Origin of the sequence: Pseudomonas sp. NKUCC02_KPG (assembly GCF_019345465.1) — a bacterium.
Lineage (GTDB): Bacteria > Pseudomonadota > Gammaproteobacteria > Pseudomonadales > Pseudomonadaceae > Aquipseudomonas.
The window spans coordinates 263,265-283,055 of record NZ_JAHKRC010000005.1 but is presented as its reverse complement, the minus strand read 5'-3'; the positions used below and the strand labels follow the sequence as shown (position 1 = coordinate 283,055).

At 58.3% G+C, this 19,791-nt stretch carries 21 protein-coding genes; 9 read left to right on the top strand and 12 right to left on the bottom strand.

Annotated features, from left to right (window positions below):
- Window positions 1-19 precede the first annotated feature (19 nt).
- From hemA to KO536_RS09235, 6 genes are all read left to right on the top strand, one after another.
- Window positions 20-1,303: a glutamyl-tRNA reductase gene (gene hemA / locus KO536_RS09260; protein ID WP_133076409.1), complete on the top strand. Its 1,284-nt coding sequence runs from the start codon at window positions 20-22 to the stop codon at window positions 1,301-1,303.
- Window positions 1,304-1,305: 2 nt separating this feature from the next.
- Complete coding sequence (prfA, locus tag KO536_RS09255; protein WP_019825109.1) at window positions 1,306-2,388, top strand: peptide chain release factor 1; 1,083 nt, start codon at window positions 1,306-1,308, stop codon at window positions 2,386-2,388.
- Window positions 2,389-3,219, top strand: coding sequence for a peptide chain release factor N(5)-glutamine methyltransferase (gene prmC / locus KO536_RS09250; RefSeq protein WP_133076407.1), 831 nt, complete (start codon window positions 2,389-2,391; stop codon window positions 3,217-3,219).
- Window positions 3,213-3,968 (top strand): molybdopterin-synthase adenylyltransferase MoeB, encoded by a 756-nt coding sequence (locus tag KO536_RS09245; protein ID WP_219261691.1) that lies wholly within the window; start codon window positions 3,213-3,215, stop codon window positions 3,966-3,968. Before prmC ends, KO536_RS09245 begins: the two co-directional genes overlap by 7 nt.
- Window positions 3,961-4,752, top strand: a complete 792-nt coding sequence (gene murI, locus KO536_RS09240) for a glutamate racemase (protein WP_219261690.1) — start codon at window positions 3,961-3,963, stop codon at window positions 4,750-4,752. Before KO536_RS09245 ends, murI begins: the two co-directional genes overlap by 8 nt.
- A gap of 82 nt (window positions 4,753-4,834) precedes the next feature.
- Window positions 4,835-5,353: an acyloxyacyl hydrolase gene (locus tag KO536_RS09235; protein ID WP_219261689.1), complete on the top strand. Its 519-nt coding sequence runs from the start codon at window positions 4,835-4,837 to the stop codon at window positions 5,351-5,353.
- A 10-nt stretch (window positions 5,354-5,363) separates the two neighbouring features.
- Here KO536_RS09235 and KO536_RS09230 read toward each other — a convergent pair whose 3' ends face one another.
- The 10 genes from KO536_RS09230 to KO536_RS09185 all read right to left on the bottom strand — a co-directional run bounded on the left by KO536_RS09230 (window position 5,364) and on the right by KO536_RS09185 (window position 14,891).
- On the bottom strand, window positions 5,364-5,669 hold the full coding sequence (locus KO536_RS09230; protein WP_037032157.1) for a YkgJ family cysteine cluster protein: 306 nt from the start codon (window positions 5,667-5,669) through the stop codon (window positions 5,364-5,366).
- 99 nt (window positions 5,670-5,768) lie between these two features.
- The gene (locus tag KO536_RS09225; protein ID WP_219261688.1) at window positions 5,769-6,263 is read right to left on the bottom strand and encodes a DUF2878 domain-containing protein; all 495 of its coding nucleotides are present in this window, start codon (window positions 6,261-6,263) and stop codon (window positions 5,769-5,771) included.
- Entirely contained in the window at window positions 6,256-7,527 is a 1,272-nt protein-coding gene (locus KO536_RS09220) for a cyclopropane-fatty-acyl-phospholipid synthase family protein (protein ID WP_219261687.1), read from the bottom strand. Before KO536_RS09220 ends, KO536_RS09225 begins: the two co-directional genes overlap by 8 nt.
- Entirely contained in the window at window positions 7,514-8,314 is an 801-nt protein-coding gene (locus KO536_RS09215; RefSeq protein ID WP_219261686.1) for a DUF1365 domain-containing protein, read from the bottom strand. The genes KO536_RS09220 and KO536_RS09215 overlap by 14 nt, the downstream gene beginning before the upstream one ends.
- Window positions 8,311-9,558, bottom strand: a complete 1,248-nt coding sequence (locus KO536_RS09210; RefSeq protein WP_219261685.1) for an NAD(P)/FAD-dependent oxidoreductase — start codon at window positions 9,556-9,558, stop codon at window positions 8,311-8,313. Before KO536_RS09210 ends, KO536_RS09215 begins: the two co-directional genes overlap by 4 nt.
- Window positions 9,555-10,325 (bottom strand): SDR family oxidoreductase, encoded by a 771-nt coding sequence (locus tag KO536_RS09205; RefSeq protein WP_219261684.1) that lies wholly within the window; start codon window positions 10,323-10,325, stop codon window positions 9,555-9,557. Before KO536_RS09205 ends, KO536_RS09210 begins: the two co-directional genes overlap by 4 nt.
- On the bottom strand, window positions 10,318-11,763 hold the full coding sequence (phrB, locus tag KO536_RS09200) for a deoxyribodipyrimidine photo-lyase (RefSeq protein ID WP_219261683.1): 1,446 nt from the start codon (window positions 11,761-11,763) through the stop codon (window positions 10,318-10,320). Before phrB ends, KO536_RS09205 begins: the two co-directional genes overlap by 8 nt.
- 12 nt (window positions 11,764-11,775) lie before the next feature.
- A complete protein-coding gene (locus KO536_RS09195; protein ID WP_133076397.1) occupies window positions 11,776-12,711 on the bottom strand; it encodes a MerR family transcriptional regulator in 936 nt (311 codons plus the stop codon).
- Window positions 12,712-12,713: 2 nt separating this feature from the next.
- Window positions 12,714-13,682, bottom strand: a complete 969-nt coding sequence (locus tag KO536_RS09190; protein ID WP_219261682.1) for a DUF523 and DUF1722 domain-containing protein — start codon at window positions 13,680-13,682, stop codon at window positions 12,714-12,716.
- Window positions 13,683-13,904: 222 nt separating this feature from the next.
- Window positions 13,905-14,891, bottom strand: coding sequence for an NAD(P)/FAD-dependent oxidoreductase (locus tag KO536_RS09185; RefSeq protein ID WP_133076395.1), 987 nt, complete (start codon window positions 14,889-14,891; stop codon window positions 13,905-13,907).
- Between the two features lie 191 nt (window positions 14,892-15,082).
- Here KO536_RS09185 and KO536_RS09180 point away from each other — a divergent pair, with 191 nt between their 5' ends.
- The gene (locus KO536_RS09180) at window positions 15,083-15,985 is read left to right on the top strand and encodes a TIGR01777 family oxidoreductase (protein WP_133076394.1); all 903 of its coding nucleotides are present in this window, start codon (window positions 15,083-15,085) and stop codon (window positions 15,983-15,985) included.
- A gap of 13 nt (window positions 15,986-15,998) precedes the next feature.
- Window positions 15,999-17,024 carry a ferrochelatase gene (gene hemH, locus KO536_RS09175; protein WP_133076393.1) on the top strand — a complete coding sequence of 342 codons (1,026 nt, stop codon included), beginning with the start codon at window positions 15,999-16,001 and terminating at the stop codon, window positions 17,022-17,024.
- An 80-nt stretch (window positions 17,025-17,104) separates the two neighbouring features.
- On the opposite strand, the gene KO536_RS09170 is transcribed toward hemH, so the two are convergent.
- Window positions 17,105-18,379, bottom strand: a complete 1,275-nt coding sequence (locus KO536_RS09170) for a uracil-xanthine permease family protein (RefSeq protein WP_133076392.1) — start codon at window positions 18,377-18,379, stop codon at window positions 17,105-17,107.
- Between the two features lies 1 nt (window position 18,380).
- Window positions 18,381-19,019, bottom strand: a complete 639-nt coding sequence (gene upp / locus KO536_RS09165; RefSeq protein WP_133076391.1) for a uracil phosphoribosyltransferase — start codon at window positions 19,017-19,019, stop codon at window positions 18,381-18,383.
- A gap of 165 nt (window positions 19,020-19,184) precedes the next feature.
- Between upp and KO536_RS09160 the strand changes: the two genes are divergently transcribed.
- Window positions 19,185-19,742: a hypoxanthine-guanine phosphoribosyltransferase gene (locus KO536_RS09160; RefSeq protein WP_133076390.1), complete on the top strand. Its 558-nt coding sequence runs from the start codon at window positions 19,185-19,187 to the stop codon at window positions 19,740-19,742.
- Window positions 19,743-19,791 lie beyond the last annotated feature (49 nt).

Below are 19,791 nucleotides of genomic sequence, written 5' to 3'. Positions count from 1 at the left end.
TCATCATCAGCGATATTGAATGGCCTTCCTCGCACTCGGTATTAACCACAAGACTGCTTCAGTAGACGTCCGCGAGCGCGTGGCTTTTACTCCGGAGCAGTTGGTTGAGGCCCTGCAGCAGCTCTGCCGCCTAACCGACAGTCGCGAAGCTGCGATCCTCTCCACCTGCAATCGCAGTGAACTCTATATAGAGCAGGACCACCTTTCAGCTGACAGCGTACTGAAGTGGCTGGCCGACTATCACAACCTGAGCCTTGATGAACTGCGTGCCTGTGCGTATGTCCATGAAGAAGACGCTGCCGTTCGTCACATGATGCGTGTGGCGTCGGGTCTCGATTCGCTGGTGCTGGGCGAGCCGCAGATTCTCGGCCAGATGAAATCGGCCTACGCGGTAGCGCGTGAGGCGGGCACGGTAGGGCCTTTGTTGGGGCGCTTGTTTCAGGCGACCTTCAACTCGGCCAAGCAAGTGCGCACCGACACCGCCATCGGTGAAAACCCGGTTTCCGTCGCGTTTGCTGCGGTGAGCCTGGCCAAGCAGATTTTCAGCGACTTGCAGCGCAGTCAGGCCTTGCTGATCGGTGCGGGCGAGACCATTACCCTGGTCGCCCGTCACCTGCATGACCTGGGCGTAAAACGCATCGTGGTCGCCAACCGTACCCTGGAGCGCGCGAGCACTCTGGCTGAGCAGTTCGGTGCCCATGCAGTGCTGCTGTCGGATATTCCTCAAGAGCTGGTACATAGCGATATCGTGATCAGCTCCACGGCCAGCCAGTTGCCGATTTTGGGCAAAGGGGCAGTCGAAAGTGCCTTGAAGTTGCGCAAGCACAAACCTATTTTCATGGTCGATATTGCGGTTCCCCGCGATATCGAGCCTGAAGTCGGCGAGTTGGACGACGTTTACCTCTATACCGTCGATGACTTGCACGAAGTGGTCGCCGAGAATCTCAAGAGTCGTCAGGGTGCAGCCCAGGCGGCAGAAGAGCTGGTCAGCATCGGCGCCGAAGACTTTATGGTGCGTTTGCGTGAGCTGGCGGCTGTCGATGTGCTCAAAGCCTATCGCCAGCAAAGCGAGCGCCTGCGTGATGAAGAACTGCAAAAAGCCCAGCGGATGCTCGCCAACGGCAGCAACCCTGAAGATGTGCTGGTACAACTGGCACGCGGCCTGACCAATAAATTGCTGCACGCGCCCAGCGTGCAGCTGAAAAAGCTTTCCGCCGAAGGCCGCCTCGATGCGCTGGCCATGGCCCAAGAACTTTTTGCCCTCGGTGAGGGCTCATCGCATAGCTCTGCGGATAAAAAATAGTAATGAAAGCGTCACTGCTGAATAAGCTGGACATCCTCCAGGACCGTTTTGAAGAACTGACCGCATTGCTTGGCGATGGCGAAGTCATTTCTGATCAAACCAAATTTCGTGCTTATTCCAAGGAATACGCAGAAGTTGAACCCATTGTCGCGGCTTACGGGCTGTGGCTCAAAGTGCAGGCCGACCTTGAAGGCGCCCAGGCGCTGCTCAAGGACAACGACCCTGACATGCGTGAAATGGCGGTCGAAGAAGTTCGCGAAGCCAAAGAGCGCCTGAGCGAGCTTGAAAAAGACCTGCAACGGATGCTGTTGCCCAAGGACCCGAATGACGGACGCAACGTGTTCCTTGAAATTCGGGCCGGCACCGGTGGCGATGAAGCGGCGATCTTTGCCGGCGACCTGTTTCGCATGTATTCCCGTTACGCTGAACGTCGCGGCTGGAAGCTGGAAATTCTGTCAGAAAACAGCGGCGAACATGGTGGCTATAAAGAAGTCATTGCCCGCGTCGAGGGCGAGAATGTTTACGGCAAGCTGAAGTTCGAGTCGGGTGTTCACCGCGTGCAGCGTGTACCCGCCACCGAATCCCAGGGCCGTATCCATACTTCCGCCTGTACTGTGGCGGTCTTGCCAGAGCCGGACGAGCAGGAAGCCATCGAGATCAACCCGGCCGACTTGCGCGTTGATACCTACCGTTCCTCGGGTGCGGGTGGTCAGCACGTCAACAAGACCGACTCGGCGATTCGTATCACCCACTTGCCCTCGGGTATTGTGGTGGAGTGTCAGGAAGAGCGTTCCCAGCATAAAAACCGGGCGCGGGCGATGTCCTGGCTGTCGGCCAAGTTGAATGACCAGCAAACCAGCGCGGCGGCAAATGCAATTGCCAGCGAGCGCAAGTCGCTGGTGGGCTCGGGGGATCGTTCCGAGCGCATCCGCACTTACAATTTCGCGCAGGGGCGAGTGACCGACCATCGCGTCAACCTGACCCTGTATTCCCTGGATGACGTACTGGCTGGCGGCGTTGATGCCGTTATCGAGCCATTATTGGCGGAGTTTCAGGCTGATCAACTGACAGCCCTGGGTGAATAAATGACTATTATTGCCAGTTTGTTACGTGCTGCTGAACTGCCTGACTCACCCACGGCCCGTCTGGATGCGGAGCTTTTATTGGCTGCTGCCCTGGGCAAGTCGCGTAGTTATCTGCATACATGGCCCGAAAAGATTGTCAGCAGCGAAGCGGCATTGACCTTCGCCGAATACCTGTTGCGTCGCCGTACCGGAGAGCCGGTGGCCTATATTCTGGGCCAACAGGGTTTCTGGAACCTTGATCTGGAAGTGGCGCCACATACCCTTATCCCGCGTCCCGATACCGAACTGCTGGTCGAAACCGCGCTGGCCCTGTTGCCGGAAAGCCCGGCCAAGGTGCTGGACCTGGGCACTGGCAGCGGTGCAATCGCCCTGGCATTGGCCAGTGAGCGCGCCGCCTGGCACGTCACGGCAGTTGACCGCGTGCTGGAAGCCGTAGCGTTGGCCGAGCGCAATCGCCAACGTTTGCAGCTTGAAAACGTCAACGTGTTTACCAGCCACTGGTTCAGCGCATTGGCCGACCAGCGTTTTGACCTGATTATCAGCAACCCGCCCTACATTGCCGCCGGCGACGTTCACCTGGCTGAAGGCGATGTGCGTTTCGAACCGGAAAGCGCCCTGGTTGCCGGTACCGATGGCCTGGACGATATTCGCGAGATCATCACCGGCTCTGCCAGCCACCTGAATGCGGGTGGCTGGTTGATGCTGGAACACGGTTATGACCAGGCAGAGGCGGTTCGACAACTGCTGCAAGACGCTGGTTTTGCACAGGTTGAAAGCCGCAAGGACCTGGGTGGCCACGAGCGCATCACGTTGGGCCGCCTGCCGTGCTGACCGATGAGGAGCTGTTGCGCTATAGCCGACAGATCCTGTTGCAACAGGTTGATATCGACGGTCAGTTGAAGCTGAAAAGCAGTCGTGTACTGATTATCGGCCTCGGTGGGCTGGGTTCGCCCGTTGCGCTCTACCTTGCGGCCGCCGGTATCGGCGAACTGCATCTGGCCGACTTTGACAGCGTTGACCTGACCAATCTGCAGCGTCAGATCATCCATGACACCGCCAATGTGGGGGAGAGCAAGGTCGACTCGGCGTCTCGCCGACTGCGCCTGATCAATCCGCTCATCAAACTGGTTGCCCACCGTTCGGCACTGGATGCCGATTCGCTGGCCGAGGCTGTCAGCGCAGTGGATCTGGTGCTCGATTGCTGCGACAACTTTGCCACCCGTGAAGCGGTGAACAAAGCCTGTGTGGCGGCGCGCAAACCGTTGGTCAGTGGCGCGGCCATTCGCCTCGAAGGGCAGTTGTCGGTGTTTGATTCGCGTCAGCCTGCCAGTCCCTGCTACCACTGCCTGTACGGGCACGGCAGCGAAGCTGAACTGACCTGCAGCGAAGCCGGAGTGATGGGGCCGCTGGTGGGGCTGGTCGGCAGCCTGCAAGCCCTTGAGGCACTCAAGATTCTGGCCGGTTTTGGTGAGCCGCTGGTGGGGCGTCTATTGCTGGTCGATGCATTGAGCACGCGCTTTCGCGAGTTGCGGGTCAAGCGCGATCCTGCCTGCAGCGTGTGTGGTACTGGCCATGAGTGAGGCGCCGATTGGGGTTTTTGACTCCGGCGTTGGCGGTTTGTCGGTACTCAAGGAAATTCATGCACTGCTGCCCAACGAGTCGCTGCTCTATGTGGCGGACTGTGGGCATATTCCCTATGGCGAAAAAAGCCCTGAATTTATCCGTCAGCGCTGTGCCGTAATGGCTGATTTTTTCCAGCGTCAGGGGGCCAAGGCACTGGTGCTGGCCTGTAATACGGCGACGGTGGCGGGGGTGGCGGACCTGCGTCAGCGTTATCCCGACTGGCCCATGGTCGGCATGGAACCTGCGGTCAAACCCGCTGCAGCGGCCACTCGCAGCGGCGTGGTGGGTGTGCTCGCGACGACGGGCACGTTGCAAAGTGCCAAATTTGCCGCCTTGCTTGATCGCTTTGCCAGCGATGTCCGGGTGATCACCCAGCCATGCCCGGGCCTGGTGGAGCTGATCGAGACCGGAGACTTGCACAGCGAAGCCTTGTGCACCCTGTTGCGGGGTTATGTCGAGCCGTTGCTGGCAGCGGGCTGTGACACGATCATTCTTGGCTGCACCCATTACCCTTTTCTCAAGCCTCTGCTTGCCCGGATGCTCCCGCCCTCGATCACCCTGATCGATACCGGCGCTGCCGTGGCCCGTCAGCTTCAGCGCTTGTTGGCTGAGCAAGACCTGCTGGCAGCAGGCCCTCCTTGTGAAGCACAGTTCTGGACCAGCGCCTCACCTGAACACATGGGAAATATCCTGCCTGTGTTGTGGAATAAATCTGGCGTTGTGCGAAGCTTCGGTCTGTAAAAAAACCTGAACTCCGCTATAAAACGCCTGCCTGATGTAGCGCATAACAACTGACACGGGCATATGAAAATAGGATTTTCTTATGAAGCGACTGTTTTGTTTGGCTGCGGTTGCAGCCGTTGCACTGGGGCAAAGTTTTACGGCAAACGCTGCCGGGCTTGAATTTGGGGTAGGGCACACCAGCGAATCGACCATGACGTATCGGCTTGGCTTGAAGTCGGATTGGAACAACAGCTGGCTGCAAAGTGATGTCGGTCGCCTGACCGGTTATTGGGATGGGGCTTACACCTACTGGGAAGGTGACAAGTCATCCGCGAGCAGCAGTCTGTCGTTCTCGCCCGTACTGGTGTACGAATTTGCGGGTGAAAGGGTAAAGCCCTATGTCGAGGCTGGTATTGGGGTCGCGTTGTTTTCTCACACCGAAGTTGAAGGGAACAAGCTGGGAACGGCCTTCCAGTTTGAGGACCGTCTTGGCTTCGGTGTGCGCTTTGCGGGGGGGCATGAAGTCGGGATTCGTGCGACCCACTATTCCAATGCCGGGATCTCCAGCACCAATGACGGCGTAGAAAGCTATGCGCTGCATTACACAATGGCGCTGTAGTTGCGGGGGGTTAACGATACGCCGTCGCAATGCCCTGGCGTTCGTTGAGGCATTCAACATCGCCCATTTCGAACTCGCGACAAATCAGCGGGCGCAGCTCATAAATGGTGCACATCATGGTGTTGCGGTCCAGGGCCGCACACCAGCCATCATCCAGGCGCAGCATCACTTCACCGCCCCAGTCATCGTTATCGATGAAGCGCTCGGGCACGCCGGTATCAGTGATCAACATCACTTCCAGTTGGCAGCAGCACGCCGCGCACGTCGAACACGTGACGGCGGGTTCGGTAATTTCGGTCAGGGGGATGTTGGTCATAGACGCGCAGTGTAAGGCAGAGCTGGCATCAGGTGTAAATGTGCTGATGAACGCCGGCTTTTGTAGTCGCTGCCGAAGGTTGCGAAGGTCCTGCGGCCCCTATCGCAGCCTTCGGCAGCGACTACAGGTGATTAGCAATGCAAACAACCCGGCCCACAACAGGCTCAACCCGGCCAGCGTCGGCCACAGGCCCAGAGGGAATTGCACCGCGCCCAGACGTTGCCCGGCGTAATACGACAGCGGTCCACCGATGGCACCCAGCAAAACAGCCCGCCACCAGGGCTTGGCAGTCCACGCCAGACAGTGGTTCAAGGTGATGGCCAGCAGGGCCCAAAGCAAAATCAGCCAGAATGGAATCAACAAGCCGGGCTGCTTGAAGACGAAAACTCCGGCATTGAGCAGCAGGCTGTCTACGGCAGTGCCGAGCAAACACACGACCACGATTAAACGGACCTCTGCCATTGAGCGACTTATCCACAGCAGATGCGCCATCAATGCACCACCTGCCAGCACGAGCCACAGGCTGTTGCCGCCCACTACACAGGCAAACCAGCCGAGCTGGAACAGCCCGGCATTGGCCAGATTCTTAAGCATTGAACCGACCGAGCAGTGGTTCAGGCATGGCTGCCGGCTTGGCCAGCAACAATTGCGCGGTACCGATGCTGCGTTCCAGAAAACCACCTTCGCAGTAACACAGGTAAAACTCCCACAGGCGCAGGAAGTATTCGTCGTAACCCAATTCAGTCAAACGCCCGTGAGCGCGGCGAAAGTTCTCATGCCACAGGCGCAGGGTTTTGGCGTAGTGCAAGCCGAAATCTTCCATGTGCATCAGGTTCATGTCAGTGTCCTTGCCCACGATTTCGAGCATTTTTTGCACACTGGGCAGGGCACCGCCGGGGAAAATGTAGCGCTGGATAAAGTCCACGCTGCTTTTGGCTTGCTCGTAACGCTGCTCGCGAATGGTGATGGCTTGCAGCAGCATCAATCCGTGGGGCTTGAGCAGGTGGGAGCACTGTTTGAAGTAGCTGGGTAAAAAACGATGCCCGACCGCCTCGATCATTTCGATCGATACAAGCTTGTCGTACTGCCCTGTCAGATCGCGGTAATCCTCCAGCAGTAACGTTACCTGGTCCTGTAAACCCAAAGCGTCAACGCGGGTTTTGGTGTAGTCGAACTGCTCTTTGGACAGGGTCGTGGTCGTGACCTTGCACCCGTAATGCTGCGCCGCAAATAACGCCATGCTGCCCCAGCCGGTGCCAATTTCGAGCAAATGGTCCTCGGGCTTGAGATCGAGCTTCTGGCAGATGCGTTCCAGCTTGTTGAGCTGCGCTTGTTCCAGCGTGTCGTCAGGGCTTAAAAACTGGGCCGCTGAATACATCATGGTAGGGTCTAGAAACTGCTCGAACATCTCATTGCCCAGGTCGTAATGGGCGGCAATGTTTTTTTGCGAGCCCTTGCGGGTATTGCGATTGATCCAGTGCAGGCCGCGTATCAACGGGCGGCCCAGGCGCGCCAGGCCACCCTCCATTGCATCGAGCACATCCATATTGCTGACCAGCACCCGGATCACCTTGGTCAGGTCGGGTGAACTCCAGTAGCCATGAATAAAGGCCTCGCCCGCGCCAATCGAGCCGCTGCTGGCCATCATGCCCCACAGGCTAGCATCGTGAATCTGTACTTCGCCGACCAGACCGGCGCCGCTGTCGCCGAACATCAGGCGTTCGCCGTTTTCGATCACCACCAGATGACCGTGTTTCAACTGGCCGAGCTGGCGCATGACTCCGCGTCGCAATAGCGCACTGGTCAGGTTATGGGTAGTCGACAGTGAGGATTTGCTCACCAGGCTAGAGCTCTTCATGGCGTTTATCCTTAGGTTGCAGGGCGGCAATACGAAAGGCGCCGTCGGCGGCCTGATGGGAAAAAATCGGTGTGCGTTTGAGAAACAGGCGCAAGGCTTGCCAGTAAATGGCCAGACAGGTTTTGGCGGTCATCCACGGAAACTGCCGCAAGTAGCGATGCAGCCCTGCGCGGTCCAGGGTCGTACGTTGCAGGTTGAGGGTGGCGTCGAACAGTTTCAGCTCGCCCTGCCAGTCGGCCATGTGCACGCCGAGTCGGGCCTGGGGTGGGCTGAAGCTCATGCGGTATTCCAGGTCCCGTGGCAGAAAGGGGGAAACGTGAAAGGCCTTGGCCACGGCGACATGCTGAAAACCATCGCCTTGTGCCGGGAGCACGTAGTGATAGCGTTCACGCCAAGGCGTGTTGGTGACTTCGCACAAGATGGCAGCCAGTTTTCCGTCCACCTCGTGGCAGTAAAAGAAGCTCACCGGGTTGAACGACAGCCCCCAGCTGCGGGCTTGGGTCAGCAAACAGATCGAGCCCTGGGGCGTATGCCCTAAGGCGATGCCGACTTGCTGACGAACCGCGTCAATCAGGCGCATACCGGTTGCGGTGTAGGTTTTCAGGTAATCAGTTTCACGAAAGGAGAAAGGTGCAAATCGGCTTTTTCCTGCCAGCGCCGAAAGCCCCAGTACAGCGTCTTGCTCATCCAGATCCAGATACAACAAGCCGATCTGGTAGCGGAACGCATGGGTAGTCGGCGCAAAGCGTCGATGGGCGATCCAGCCGCTGTACAGGGCGCTGTTCATAGTTGTTGGCCAAAGGCCTGGGCCACGCGCAATGCGCTGACCACGCCGTCTTCATGAAAGCCGTTGGCCCAATAGGCGCCGCAAAAGTAGCTGTGCTGGGCGCCCAGTAGTTCTTGCCAGCGTGCTTGTGCAGCAATGGCGCCCAGGCTGTACTGAGGATGGGCATAGGTAAAGCTGGCCAGTATTTTGAGCGGATCAATCGCGCTGGTTTGATTGAGGCTGACGCAGAATGTGGTCTCGCTCTCAATCCCCTGCAGGATGTTCATGTCGTAGGTCACGGCAGCCCGCTTTTGGCCTGCAGAGCCCAAGCGGTAATTCCAGCTCGCCCAGGCCAGTTTTCGGTCTGGCAGCAAGCGGGTATCGGTGTGCAGCACCACGTCATTATCGGCATAGGGCATCGCGGCCAGGATTTGCCGTTCTGCAGATGAGGGGGTGGCCAGCAGCTTGAGGGCTTGATCGCTGTGGCAGGCAAAGATCACCTTGTCGAAGTCTTCAATACCGCCGGCACTGTGTACCTGAACGGCCTGTTCATTGCGGGTTACCTGAATGACCGGGCAGTTGAGACGAATCCTGTCGGCAAAACCTGCACTCAAGGGTTGTATGTAGGCACTGGAGCCACCTTCAATCACACGCCATTGCGGACGATTGCTGACGCTGAGCAAGCCGTGATTCTTGAAGAAGCGCACAAAAAACTGCAGCGGAAAGCTCAGCATGTCTGCCAGGGACATGGACCAGATCGCAGCACCCATCGGTACGATGTAGTGCTCGATAAAACGCGTGCCATAACCCTGCTGCTGCAGGTAGTCACCCAGCCGGGTGTCACTGGCAATGCGCTGCTCGTCCAGGTCGCGAATGGCTTGGCGATTGAAACGCAGGATGTCGCGCAACATGCCCCAGAACCCGGGAGACAACAGGTTGCTGCGCTGGGCAAACAGGCTATTGAGGGTGTTGCCGTTGTATTCGAGGTTGCTGTCGGTGTCGTGCACTGAAAAGCTCATTTCAGTGGCTTTTGAGCGAACCCCCAACTGGTCCATCAGCTTGATGAAGTTGGGGTAAGTCCAGTCGTTGAACACGATAAAGCCGGTGTCCACGGCGTAGGACCGGCCTTTGACACTCAGGTTGACGGTGTGGGTGTGGCCGCCGACCCAGTCACTGGCTTCGAATACGCTGATGTCGTGCTCTTTATGCAGCAGGTAGCCGCAGGTCAACCCCGAAATACCACTGCCAATGATCGCGATTTTCATGAGGGTTTACCGTCAGAGTTGCGTGCCAGGCGTTTACCGAGTGCGACTTGCAAGCGTTTTGGCAAGTTCGCCAACAGCCTCAGCGAGACGATGAACAATGTGGGAAAGGCGATTTCCAACGGACGTTTTTTCAGGTGCTGGCAAATATGCTGTGCCGCTTTTTGCGCTGACCAGCGCATCGGCATCGGAAAGTCATTGTTTTCGGTGAGCGGGGTGTCGACGAAGCCGGGGCTGACGAGGGTGACATTGATGCCTTCCTGGGCCAGGTCGATACGCAGCGATTCGAGCAAGTAACGCAAGCCGGCTTTTGATGCGCCATAGGCCTGCGCCCGTGGCAGCGCCCAATAGGTGACAGAACTGACCACACCCACCAGATACGGACGCGAACCGGCGCGCAGCAGTGGCAGCGCACTCTCAATGCAATAACAGTTGGCCAGCAGGTTGGTGCGCACCACGCGCTCGATCAATGCGGAGTCGAACTCACGGACGTCGACATACTCACAGGTCCCGGCGTTGAGGATCACGGTATCGAGTGCGCCCCAGGCCTGGGCGATGCGTTTGCTGATCTCGCGGACCTGCACAATGTCGGTCAGGTCGCCGGGTACCAGCAGGACTTGGCCGGGGAAGCGGTCAGACAAGGCTTTCAAGGGGGCGAGCGTTCGGGCAGTCAACGCCAGCCGGGCGCCGCTTGTGAGCAATTCCTCAGCGATTTGCGCGCCAATCCCGCTGCTGGCGCCTGTCAGCCAGATCCGCCGCCCTTCAGCCATGGCTCACCTCCACTATTTGCCGCGACGGCAGGCTCTTGAAAGCGCTCAGGGCACGCTCGCGGCTTTTGCTCAAATCGACGATGGGGGCCGGGTAATTGGCCACGCCAAATAACCCGCCGATCAAGGCAGGGTTGTGCACTTGTTTTTTATTCAGGTCCGCCAGCTCCGGCAGCCAGTGTTTGATGAATCGACCTTCGGGATCGAAGCGTTCTGACTGAGTCAGCGGGTTGAAAATTCGGAAGTACGGTACTGAGTCGGTGCCTGTGGATGAACTCCACTGCCAGCCGCCGTTGTTGGCGGCCAAATCACCGTCGATCAAATGCTGCATAAAAAAGCGCTCGCCTTCGCGCCAGTCGATCAGCAGGTTTTTGGTCAGGAACATGGCCACTACCATGCGCAGGCGGTTATGCATCCAGCCTGTTTCCAGCAGTTGGCGGATGGCTGCGTCGATAATCGGGAAGCCCGTGCGCCCCTGTTTCCAGGCGGCTAACTCATCCGGAGCGTTACGCCACGGCAGGTATTCGGTCTCAAGGCGGAAGGCGCGATGACGGGAGACGCGTGGGTAACCGACCAGAATATGTTTGTAGAACTCGCGCCAGAGCAGTTCAGTGATCCAGGTGAACACCCCCGGGCTGCCGCTTTCAAACTCGCCGTTGTTACTGTGCAATGCCGCATGCAGGCATTGGCGGGGTGAGATAACGCCCGCTGCGAGGTAGGTCGAAAGCTGGCTGGTACCGGGTTTGGCCGGCAGGTCGCGTTCGTCCTGATAGAAGTGAATCTGTTCATCGGCAAACTGTGCCAGGCGCTGCTGAGCTTCTTTCTCGCCTGCCGGCCAGAGCGCCCGCAACGTTTGGCTGGGTGTAGCAAATCCGCTGACCGATTCTGGAATGCTATCGGGCTCGATGTTCAGCGGTGCCTGGCTGTCAGGCCTGGCCACAATTTGTGGCAAGGCCATGTGCAGGCGGTTGTAGCAGATCCTGCGGAACTGGCTGAAAACCTGAAAGTACGAGCCCGATTGCGTCAGGATGCTGCCCGGCTGGAACAGCAGTTGGTCGAGGTAGCTGTGAAACTCGATGCCCTGGGCTTCAACGGTCCGAGCCACCTCCTGGTCGCGACGGGTTTCGTTGATGCCGTATTCCTGATTGGCGTGGACGGCCTGAATCCCGAGCTGCTGGCACAGTTCAAGCAGCACTGCAGGCGCCTGATCCCATGCTGGAGCGGTACGGATCAGCAGCGGGATGTTGAGCTGCTGCAGACTGTCACTCAAGGTGCGCAGGTTGCGCAGCCAGAAATCAACTTTGCACGGCGCATCATCGTGGGCCAGCCATTGCTCGGGGCTGATGAGGTACACGGCCACGGTCGGTCCGCGTTTGGCTGCGGCGCTCAGGGCGGTGTTGTCGTAGTGGCGCAAGTCGCTGCGCAGCCAGATCAGTTGCATGTCAATTCCTTGCTATAAAAGGCCAAGTTGGCTGAGGCGTTGATGGGCCTCTACCGGGTCGTGGGCCAGGTACAATCCTGCGATCTCGGTTGTAGTTACGGACAACAGATCGAAATGGATGCTTACCGTTGGTCCGGCAATCAGGATCGGGCATTCAATGCCGCTCAGTAGCCTGGGCAGTACTTGGGTGTTAAGGGTTTTGCTGGAATACAGCACCACTGCACGGGGTTTTAAATGTTCCACCGCCAGGCCCAGTTCACCGTTGGGTAAAGGCGCGTCGAATACCTCGACCGCACAGTGACTGCTGCTGACCAGCAAGGCGGTCAGCCACAGCTGTGGCTCGAACGGCAGGTCGGAATGGTTGATCAGCAAGACCGGTGCGCCCTTGAGCGAGCGGTTGTTGTGATAAATCCGGGCCCCCAGTTTGCTGCGTAACCAGGAGTGGAAAAACACACGCTCCAGTTGCGCGCCGAATTGCCCTTGCCAGCGCTGCTCCAGATCGTTGAGCAGCGGCACCAGCAGTTGTTCGCAGAGCGGGCGAGCAGGGTAGAGCGACATTGCCTGATTGAAGCAATCATCCAGGCGGCGCTCGGCCAGTTCACTGATGGACTCAATCATGGTTTGGCGCCACACCTGCCAGTCGCTGTCGGGCGTTACGGCGGGAGTCGAGGGGGTGTTGAGCAGCGGTTTGATCTGGCTGACCGACACGCCGCGATTGAGCCACAACAAAATGTGCTGAATACGCTGGATATGCTCGCTGGAAAACAGACGATGGCCCTTGGCCGTGCGGTGCGGCACGATCAGGCCATAGCGTCGTTCCCAGGCACGCAAGGTCACGGCATTCACACCGGTGATGCGCGAGACTTCACGAATGGGCAACCAGCCTTCAGCCAGTGCCTGGCTGTAGTCCGCGTCAGGGGTATTGGACATGATCAGGTCATCATTCATGGTCAGATGGCATTGCGCAGGCTGAGGTCTTCCGGATGCGGCTGCAGGTAAACCTGGCGCGAGATATATGGGTGCGGGTGCAGGCGAAAGTGATGCTTGAGCAGGGTCAGGGGCACCACCAGCGGCACGATGCCGTGCAGGTACTGGCCAATCAGTTGCTGAACTTCCTGCTTGTCTTCGGGGCTGATGGATTGTTTGAGGTAGCCGCTGATGTGTTGCAGCACGTTGGTGTGGGTGCGCCGGGTCGCGCATTTTTTCAGCGCTTTCATCAGCTCGTTGAAGTACTGCGGTGCAATGGCTCGCGGATCTTGCTTGCCAAGACTGCCGAGCAAATTGCCCAGGGTTTTGTACTGCACCGGGTGATGGGCCATCAGCTGGTATTTGTAGCAGGCGTGAAATTCGGTCAGTGAGCGGCGGGTGACGCCCTGTTTGAGCAGGGCCTGCCAGGCGCTGTAGGCATAAACCCGGGTCATGAAGTTCTCGCGGAGCACCGGATCATTCAATCGACCGTCTTCCTCCACAGGCAAGTCGGGATGGGCGTCACAAAACGCTTGAGCATAAATGCCACGGCCGCTCAACTCTGCGGGGCGGCCGCCGTCCTGATACACCTTGACCCGCTCCAGGCCGCATGAGGGCGACTTTTGCATGAAGATGTAGCCACAGATATCCGTGTGGGCTGCGGCCATTTCCACGCCGTAGTCGTGCAGTGGCTGAGTCACGTTCAAGGTGCTGTCGACGGTGCCGACGGCTTGGGGTTGAGCAGGATTGCCCACCAGGCGTACAGGCTGGCGAGGAATGCCAAGGCCGATGGCAACCTCGGGGCACAGCGGCACAAATTCGAAGTGCTGGCTCAACGTCTGGCTGCAAAGCCGCGACTCTTTGTGCCCGCCGTTGAAGCGAACTTCGGCCCCCAGCAAGCACGCGCTGATGGCAATTTTGGGTTTGTGCCGGGCTGATAAGGTGCTGGCCATCTGACGAACCTCTCAAGAATTACTTGTACATCTTTATGCTGATGTACAACTTGAGTTCATCATATGCCTGATATTGTACAAGTCAAATTTCTTGTACAGGTTTTTTGATGAGAGGGGTCTGTAGTCGCTGCCGCAGGCTGCGAAAAGGGCCGCAGGACCTTCAGCTTTGCTGGCCTGCTACGCAAACCATCGCAGCCTGCGGCAGCGACTACGGGTTTTGCATCACTCCAGATGCTCTATCAGTCGACGGGCAGCTTCTTGACCGCTAAGCCATGCACCTTCGACGCGGCCCGACAGGCACCAGTCGCCGCAGGCATACAGGCCCAGATCGGAATCCGCGAGGGCACCCCACTCATGGGCAGCGGCAGGTCGCGCGTAGAGCCAGCGATGGGCAAGGCTGAAAGTCGGCGCGGGTGTAGGGAAGTGCATCAGCTCTGCAAAAGCACCATGAAGGTGTTCGATGACGGCCTCTTTGGGCAAGTCGAGATTTTGCTTGCTCCAGGCACTGGTCGCGTGCAAAACCCAGGTGTCAGGCTGGCTGGCACGTCCGGGCTTGCTACGGTTGCGGGCTAGCCAGTCCAGCGGGCCGCCTTGTACGAAGCAACCTTCCATAGGCGTGTCGAGGGGGGACTCAAAGGCCAGGGCGACGGCCCAGGCTGGTTCCATTTTGACCCCGGCTGCGGTACTCGCCAGCTTCGGGGCGCTGGCCAGCAGAGAGGTGGCCTGTGGCGCCGGGGTGGCAATGATGACGTGGCTGAACGGGCCGTGCTCTGCACCTTCGGCATCCAGCAAGTGCCAGTGTTTCTCGCCGCGTATCAGGTCGGTGATCTGGCACGAGAAACTGACCGGCAGACTGCCGAGCAGGCCGCGTGTGATGGCGCTCATGCGTGGCGTTCCCACCCAGCGGGTCTGTTCGTCAGGGGAGGGGCTTAACTGACCGTTTTTATAGTGGTACAGGTGTGGCTCCCATTCGGCAGCCCAGCCATTGGCTTGCCACTGCTGGACTTCATCGACAAAACGCCGGTCCCGTGCGGTGAAGTACTGAGCCCCCAGGTCCAGTACACCGACATCGCTGCGCTTGCTCGACATGCGTCCGCCGCTGCCACGGCTCTTGTCGAAAAGATGAATCGCGTGCCCTGCCTTGTGCAGAGTGTTTGCTGCTGCCAGTCCGGCTATGCCGGCGCCAATAATCGCGATAGGTACAGTCATTATGGCCTCGATCTCTGTTTGCACAGACTACGCCGTCGGCAATACCTGTACAATTATATTTGTTAGTATAAGTTTTAGTGATTCTTCCAGATCCATGTGGCCTATTCTTAAGTCAGGTCGACGACCGATAAAAGGTCTTACAGTAAAAATAGACCAGTGCTCCCGATAAAACTCCTTGCGAGGATCAACTCATGCACATATTGCTGACCGGCGGTACAGGCTTGATAGGGCGTCAGCTCTGTCGTCACTGGCTGGCGCAAGGCCACCGCCTTAGTGTGTGGAGTCGGCGCCCTGAGCAAGTGGCCCGATTGTGCGGTGCTCAGGTCAAGGGTGTTGCCCTGCTTGAGGAACTCGGGCAGGAACCGATTGATGCCGTGGTCAATCTGGCAGGTGCGCCCATCGCCGATCGTCCCTGGACGCGCGGGCGCAAGGCTCTGCTGTGGAGCAGTCGCATTACCCTGACCGAAACCCTGGTGGCCTGGCTTGAAAGCCGGGATCAAAGGCCGTCGGTGCTGGTGTCCGGTTCGGCCGTTGGCTGGTACGGCGACGGTGGCGAGCGTGAGCTGACCGAGGACTCACCGCCAGTCAGCGAAGATTTTGCCAGCCACTTGTGCATTGCCTGGGAAGAAACCGCGCAGCGGGCGCAGGCCTTGGGCATTCGAGTGGTGCTGGTGCGCACGGGACTGGTACTGGCAGCTGAAGGCGGCTTTTTGTCGCGCCTGTTGTTGCCTTTCAAGCTGGCGCTGGGCGGGCCGATAGGCAATGGTCGGCAGTGGATGCCGTGGATTCATATCAAGGATCAAATTGCCCTGATTGATTTTCTTGTGCATGAGAATGCCGCCAGCGGTCCTTATAATGCCTGCGCGCCACACCCGGTACGCAATGCCGACTTCGCCAGGACCTTGGGCAGCGTGTTGCACCGTCCGGCATTTATGCCCATGCCCGCATTTGTACTGCGCGTGTTGCTGGGCGAGATGTCCGGTTTGTTACTGGGTGGCCAGCGGGCTATGCCTGCAAAGTTGCTGGCTGCCGGTTTTACTTTTCAGTTCACCGATTTGCGTGCGGCACTTGATGATGTCGCCGCCCGCCTCTGAAATAGGAAGTTGCATGACCGACCACGCGTTGTTGCTGGTTAACCTGGGTTCGCCGGCGTCTACTTCGGTAGCGGATGTACGCAGTTACTTGAACCAGTTTTTGATGGATCCGTACGTCATCGACTTGCCGTGGCCGGTACGGCGCTTGCTGGTGTCGTTGATCCTGGTCAAGCGTCCTGAGCAGTCGGCCCACGCGTATGCCTCGATCTGGTGGGACGAGGGTTCGCCACTGGTGGTACTCAGTCGTCGCCTGCAGCAGGCGATGACCAAAGAGTGGACCCAGGGCCCGGTCGAACTGGCCATGCGTTACGGCGAGCCGTCGATTGAAACCGTGCTCACCCGTCTGGCGTCGCAGGGCATCAAGAAAGTCACGCTGGCACCGCTTTATCCGCAGTTCGCTGACAGCACCGTGACCACGGTGATTGAAGAAGCCAAGCGCGTGGTCAAGGCCAAAAAATTGCCGATGCAGTTTTCGATTGTGCAGCCCTTCTATGACCAGCCCGAGTACCTCGATGCGCTGGTGGCTAGCGCCCGGCCGCATCTGGAGCAGGATTACGATCACCTGCTGCTCAGCTTTCACGGTTTGCCCGAGCGGCATTTGCACAAGCTGGACCCGACCGGCAATCACTGCTTCAAGAATGAAGACTGCTGCCAGAATGCTTCGCCTGCAGTTTTGCAAACCTGTTATCGAGCGCAGTGTTTGCGTTCTGCCCAGGCTTTTGCCGAGCGTATGGGGTTGCCTGAAGGCAAGTGGTCGGTGGCGTTCCAGTCCCGTTTGGGCCGGGCCAAGTGGATCGAACCCTACACGGAGGCGCGTCTTGATGCGTTGGCCAAGCAGGGGGTGAAGAAGATTCTGGTGATGTGCCCGGCGTTTGTGGCTGATTGCATTGAAACGCTGGAAGAGATCGGTGATCGCGGGCGCGAGCAGTTTATCGAGGCGGGGGGCGAAGAGTTGGTGCTGGTGCCGTGTCTCAATGACAACCCGCAATGGGCGCAGGCGTTGAACACTTTGTGTGAAAGGGCGCCGCTGGCGCTTTAGAAAAACCCCTGTGGGAACGGGCTTGCTCGCGATGCAGGTGATGCAATCGCGAGCAAGCCCGCTCCCATAGGGATTACAGGTCAGATGACGGGGCCGTCACCTTTCTTGTGTTTCCAGCTGTCGTTGCCCGGCAGGATCAGGTTCAGCGCAATCGCCACAATGGCGCACAACGCGATGCCTTTAAGACCGAAGTCCTCAGGCCCCATCCCCGTACCGATCAGCACGCCGCCAATCCCGAAGACCAGAGTCACCGACACGATCACCAGGTTGCGTGCTTCGCTCAGGTCGACCTGATGGCGGATCAGTGTGTTCATGCCCACGGCTGCAATCGAACCGAACAGCAGGCACAGAATCCCGCCCATTACAGGGACCGGAATGCTTTGCAGCAGTGCGCCGAACTTACCGACAAATGCCAGGCTGATGGCGAAAATCGCTGCCCAGGTCATGATTTTCGGGTTGTAGTTCTTGGTCAGCATCACTGCGCCAGTCACTTCGGCGTAGGTGGTGTTGGGAGGTCCGCCCAGCATGCCGGCAGCGGTGGTGGCGATACCGTCACCGAACAGCGTGCGGTGCAGGCCCGGCTTTTTCAGGTAGTCGCGACCGGTCACGCTGCCTACGGCAATCACGCCGCCGATATGTTCAATGGCCGGAGCAAGCGCTACGGGGACGATAAACAGAATCGCCTGCCAGTTGAACTCGGGGGCAGTGAAGTGCGGCATGGCGAACCACGGCGCTGCGGCGATCTTGGCGGTGTCGACGACGCCGAAGTAAAACGCCATGCCAAACCCGACCAGCACACCGGCGATGATGGGCACCAGACGGAAAATCCCTTTACCGAATACAGCCACGATCAAGGTGGTCAGCAGCGCTGGCATCGAGATCATCATGGCCGTCTGATAGTGAATCAGCTCGGTGCCATCTTCAGCGCGGCCCATGGCCATGTGCGCTGCAATGGGCGCCATCGCCAGGCCAATCGAGATAATCACCGGACCGATCACCACAGGTGGCAACAAGCGGTCGATGAACCCGGTGCCCTTGAGCTTCACCGCGAAACCGAGAAAGGTATACACAAAACCGGCTGCCATGACGCCGCCCATGGTCGCTGCAAGGCCGAACTGCCCTTTGGCGAGAATGATCGGGGTAATGAAAGCGAAACTCGAAGCCAGAAAGACCGGCACTTGGCGCCGGGTCACGATCTGGAACAGCAGAGTCCCGAGACCCGCCGTGAACAGCGCAACGTTGGGGTCGAGGCCGGTAATCAATGGCATCAACACCAACGCGCCAAACGCCACGAAGAGCATCTGCGCGCCAGAAATTATCTGGCGCCAGAGCGGGTCGTTGAACTCGTCCTGCATGTTAAATGTCCTTTTGCTTGGTGCCGAAGATCTTGTCGCCGGCATCGCCCAAGCCCGGGATGATGTAGCCGTGCTCGTTCAAACGCTCATCAATGGAGGCGGTGTAGATGGTCACGTCCGGGTGAGCGGCTTCAACAGCAGCAATCCCTTCTGGCGCAGCAACCAGCACCATGGCGCGGATTTCCTTGCAGCCGGCTTTTTTCAGCAGATCAATGGTGGCAACCATCGAAGAGCCGGTGGCCAGCATCGGGTCGATAATCATCGCCAGACGCTCGTTGATTTCCGGAACCAGTTTTTCCAGGTAGGTGTGGGCCTGGAGGGTTTCTTCGTTGCGGGCAATACCGACAGCGCTGACTTTGGCGCCCGGGATCAGGCTCAGAACACCTTCCAGCATGCCGATACCGGCGCGCAGGATCGGTACGACGGTAATTTTCTTACCGGCGATTTTTTCAACTTGAACAGTGCCGCACCAGCCTTCGATATCGTAGGTTTCGAGGGTCAGGTCACTGGTGGCTTCATAGGTCAGCAAAGCGCCGACTTCCTGAGCGAGCTCACGGAAATTCTTCGTGCTAATGTCAGCGCGACGCATGAGGCCGAGTTTATGACGGATTAGCGGATGGCGTATCTCGCGGATAGGCATAGGGAAAAACTCCGGGGGGCAGGCAAAAAAACCGGCCTAGATTAATCTAATCCGGGGTGATGTCCTACAGACATTACTGCACGTTAGTCCATAAATGCTTGATCTGAGCCATGCGGATGCGTACCTTTGCCCGCTTTTCTTGCACAACCCCCCCTGGAGAGCGTCATGTCTGCTGATCTCGAGCATATCCGTCAAATCATGCGAGAGGCTGACTGCCTGTACACCGAAGCCGAAGTCGAAGAGGCAATTGCCCGCGTTGGTGCGCAAATCACGGCAGAAATGGCCGAGACCAATCCAGTGGTTTTTTGTGTGATGAACGGTGGCCTGATTTTTTCCGGCAAGCTGCTCACCCATCTGAAATTCCCGCTTGAAGCGTCGTACCTGCACGCTACGCGCTATCGCAATGAAACCACTGGCGGCGACCTGTTCTGGAAAGCCAAGCCAGAAGTATCGTTCATCGACCGTCACGTGTTGATCATCGACGACATCCTCGACGAGGGGCACACCCTTAGCGCGATCGTAGAGTTCTGCAAGCACGCCGGTGCCCGTCAGGTGCACACCGCGGTATTGATCGACAAGGACCATGACCGCAAGGCGCGTCCGGACTTGAAGGCCAACTACGTCGGCTTGCCGTGCATTGACCGTTATATCTTCGGCTATGGTATGGACTACAAAGGCTACTGGCGTAATGCCGCCGGCATTTATGCCGTTAAAGGTATGTAACAAAGGACGTTGAGGCTTTCTTCAAGAAGGCCTCAACCCGGTTCTACCT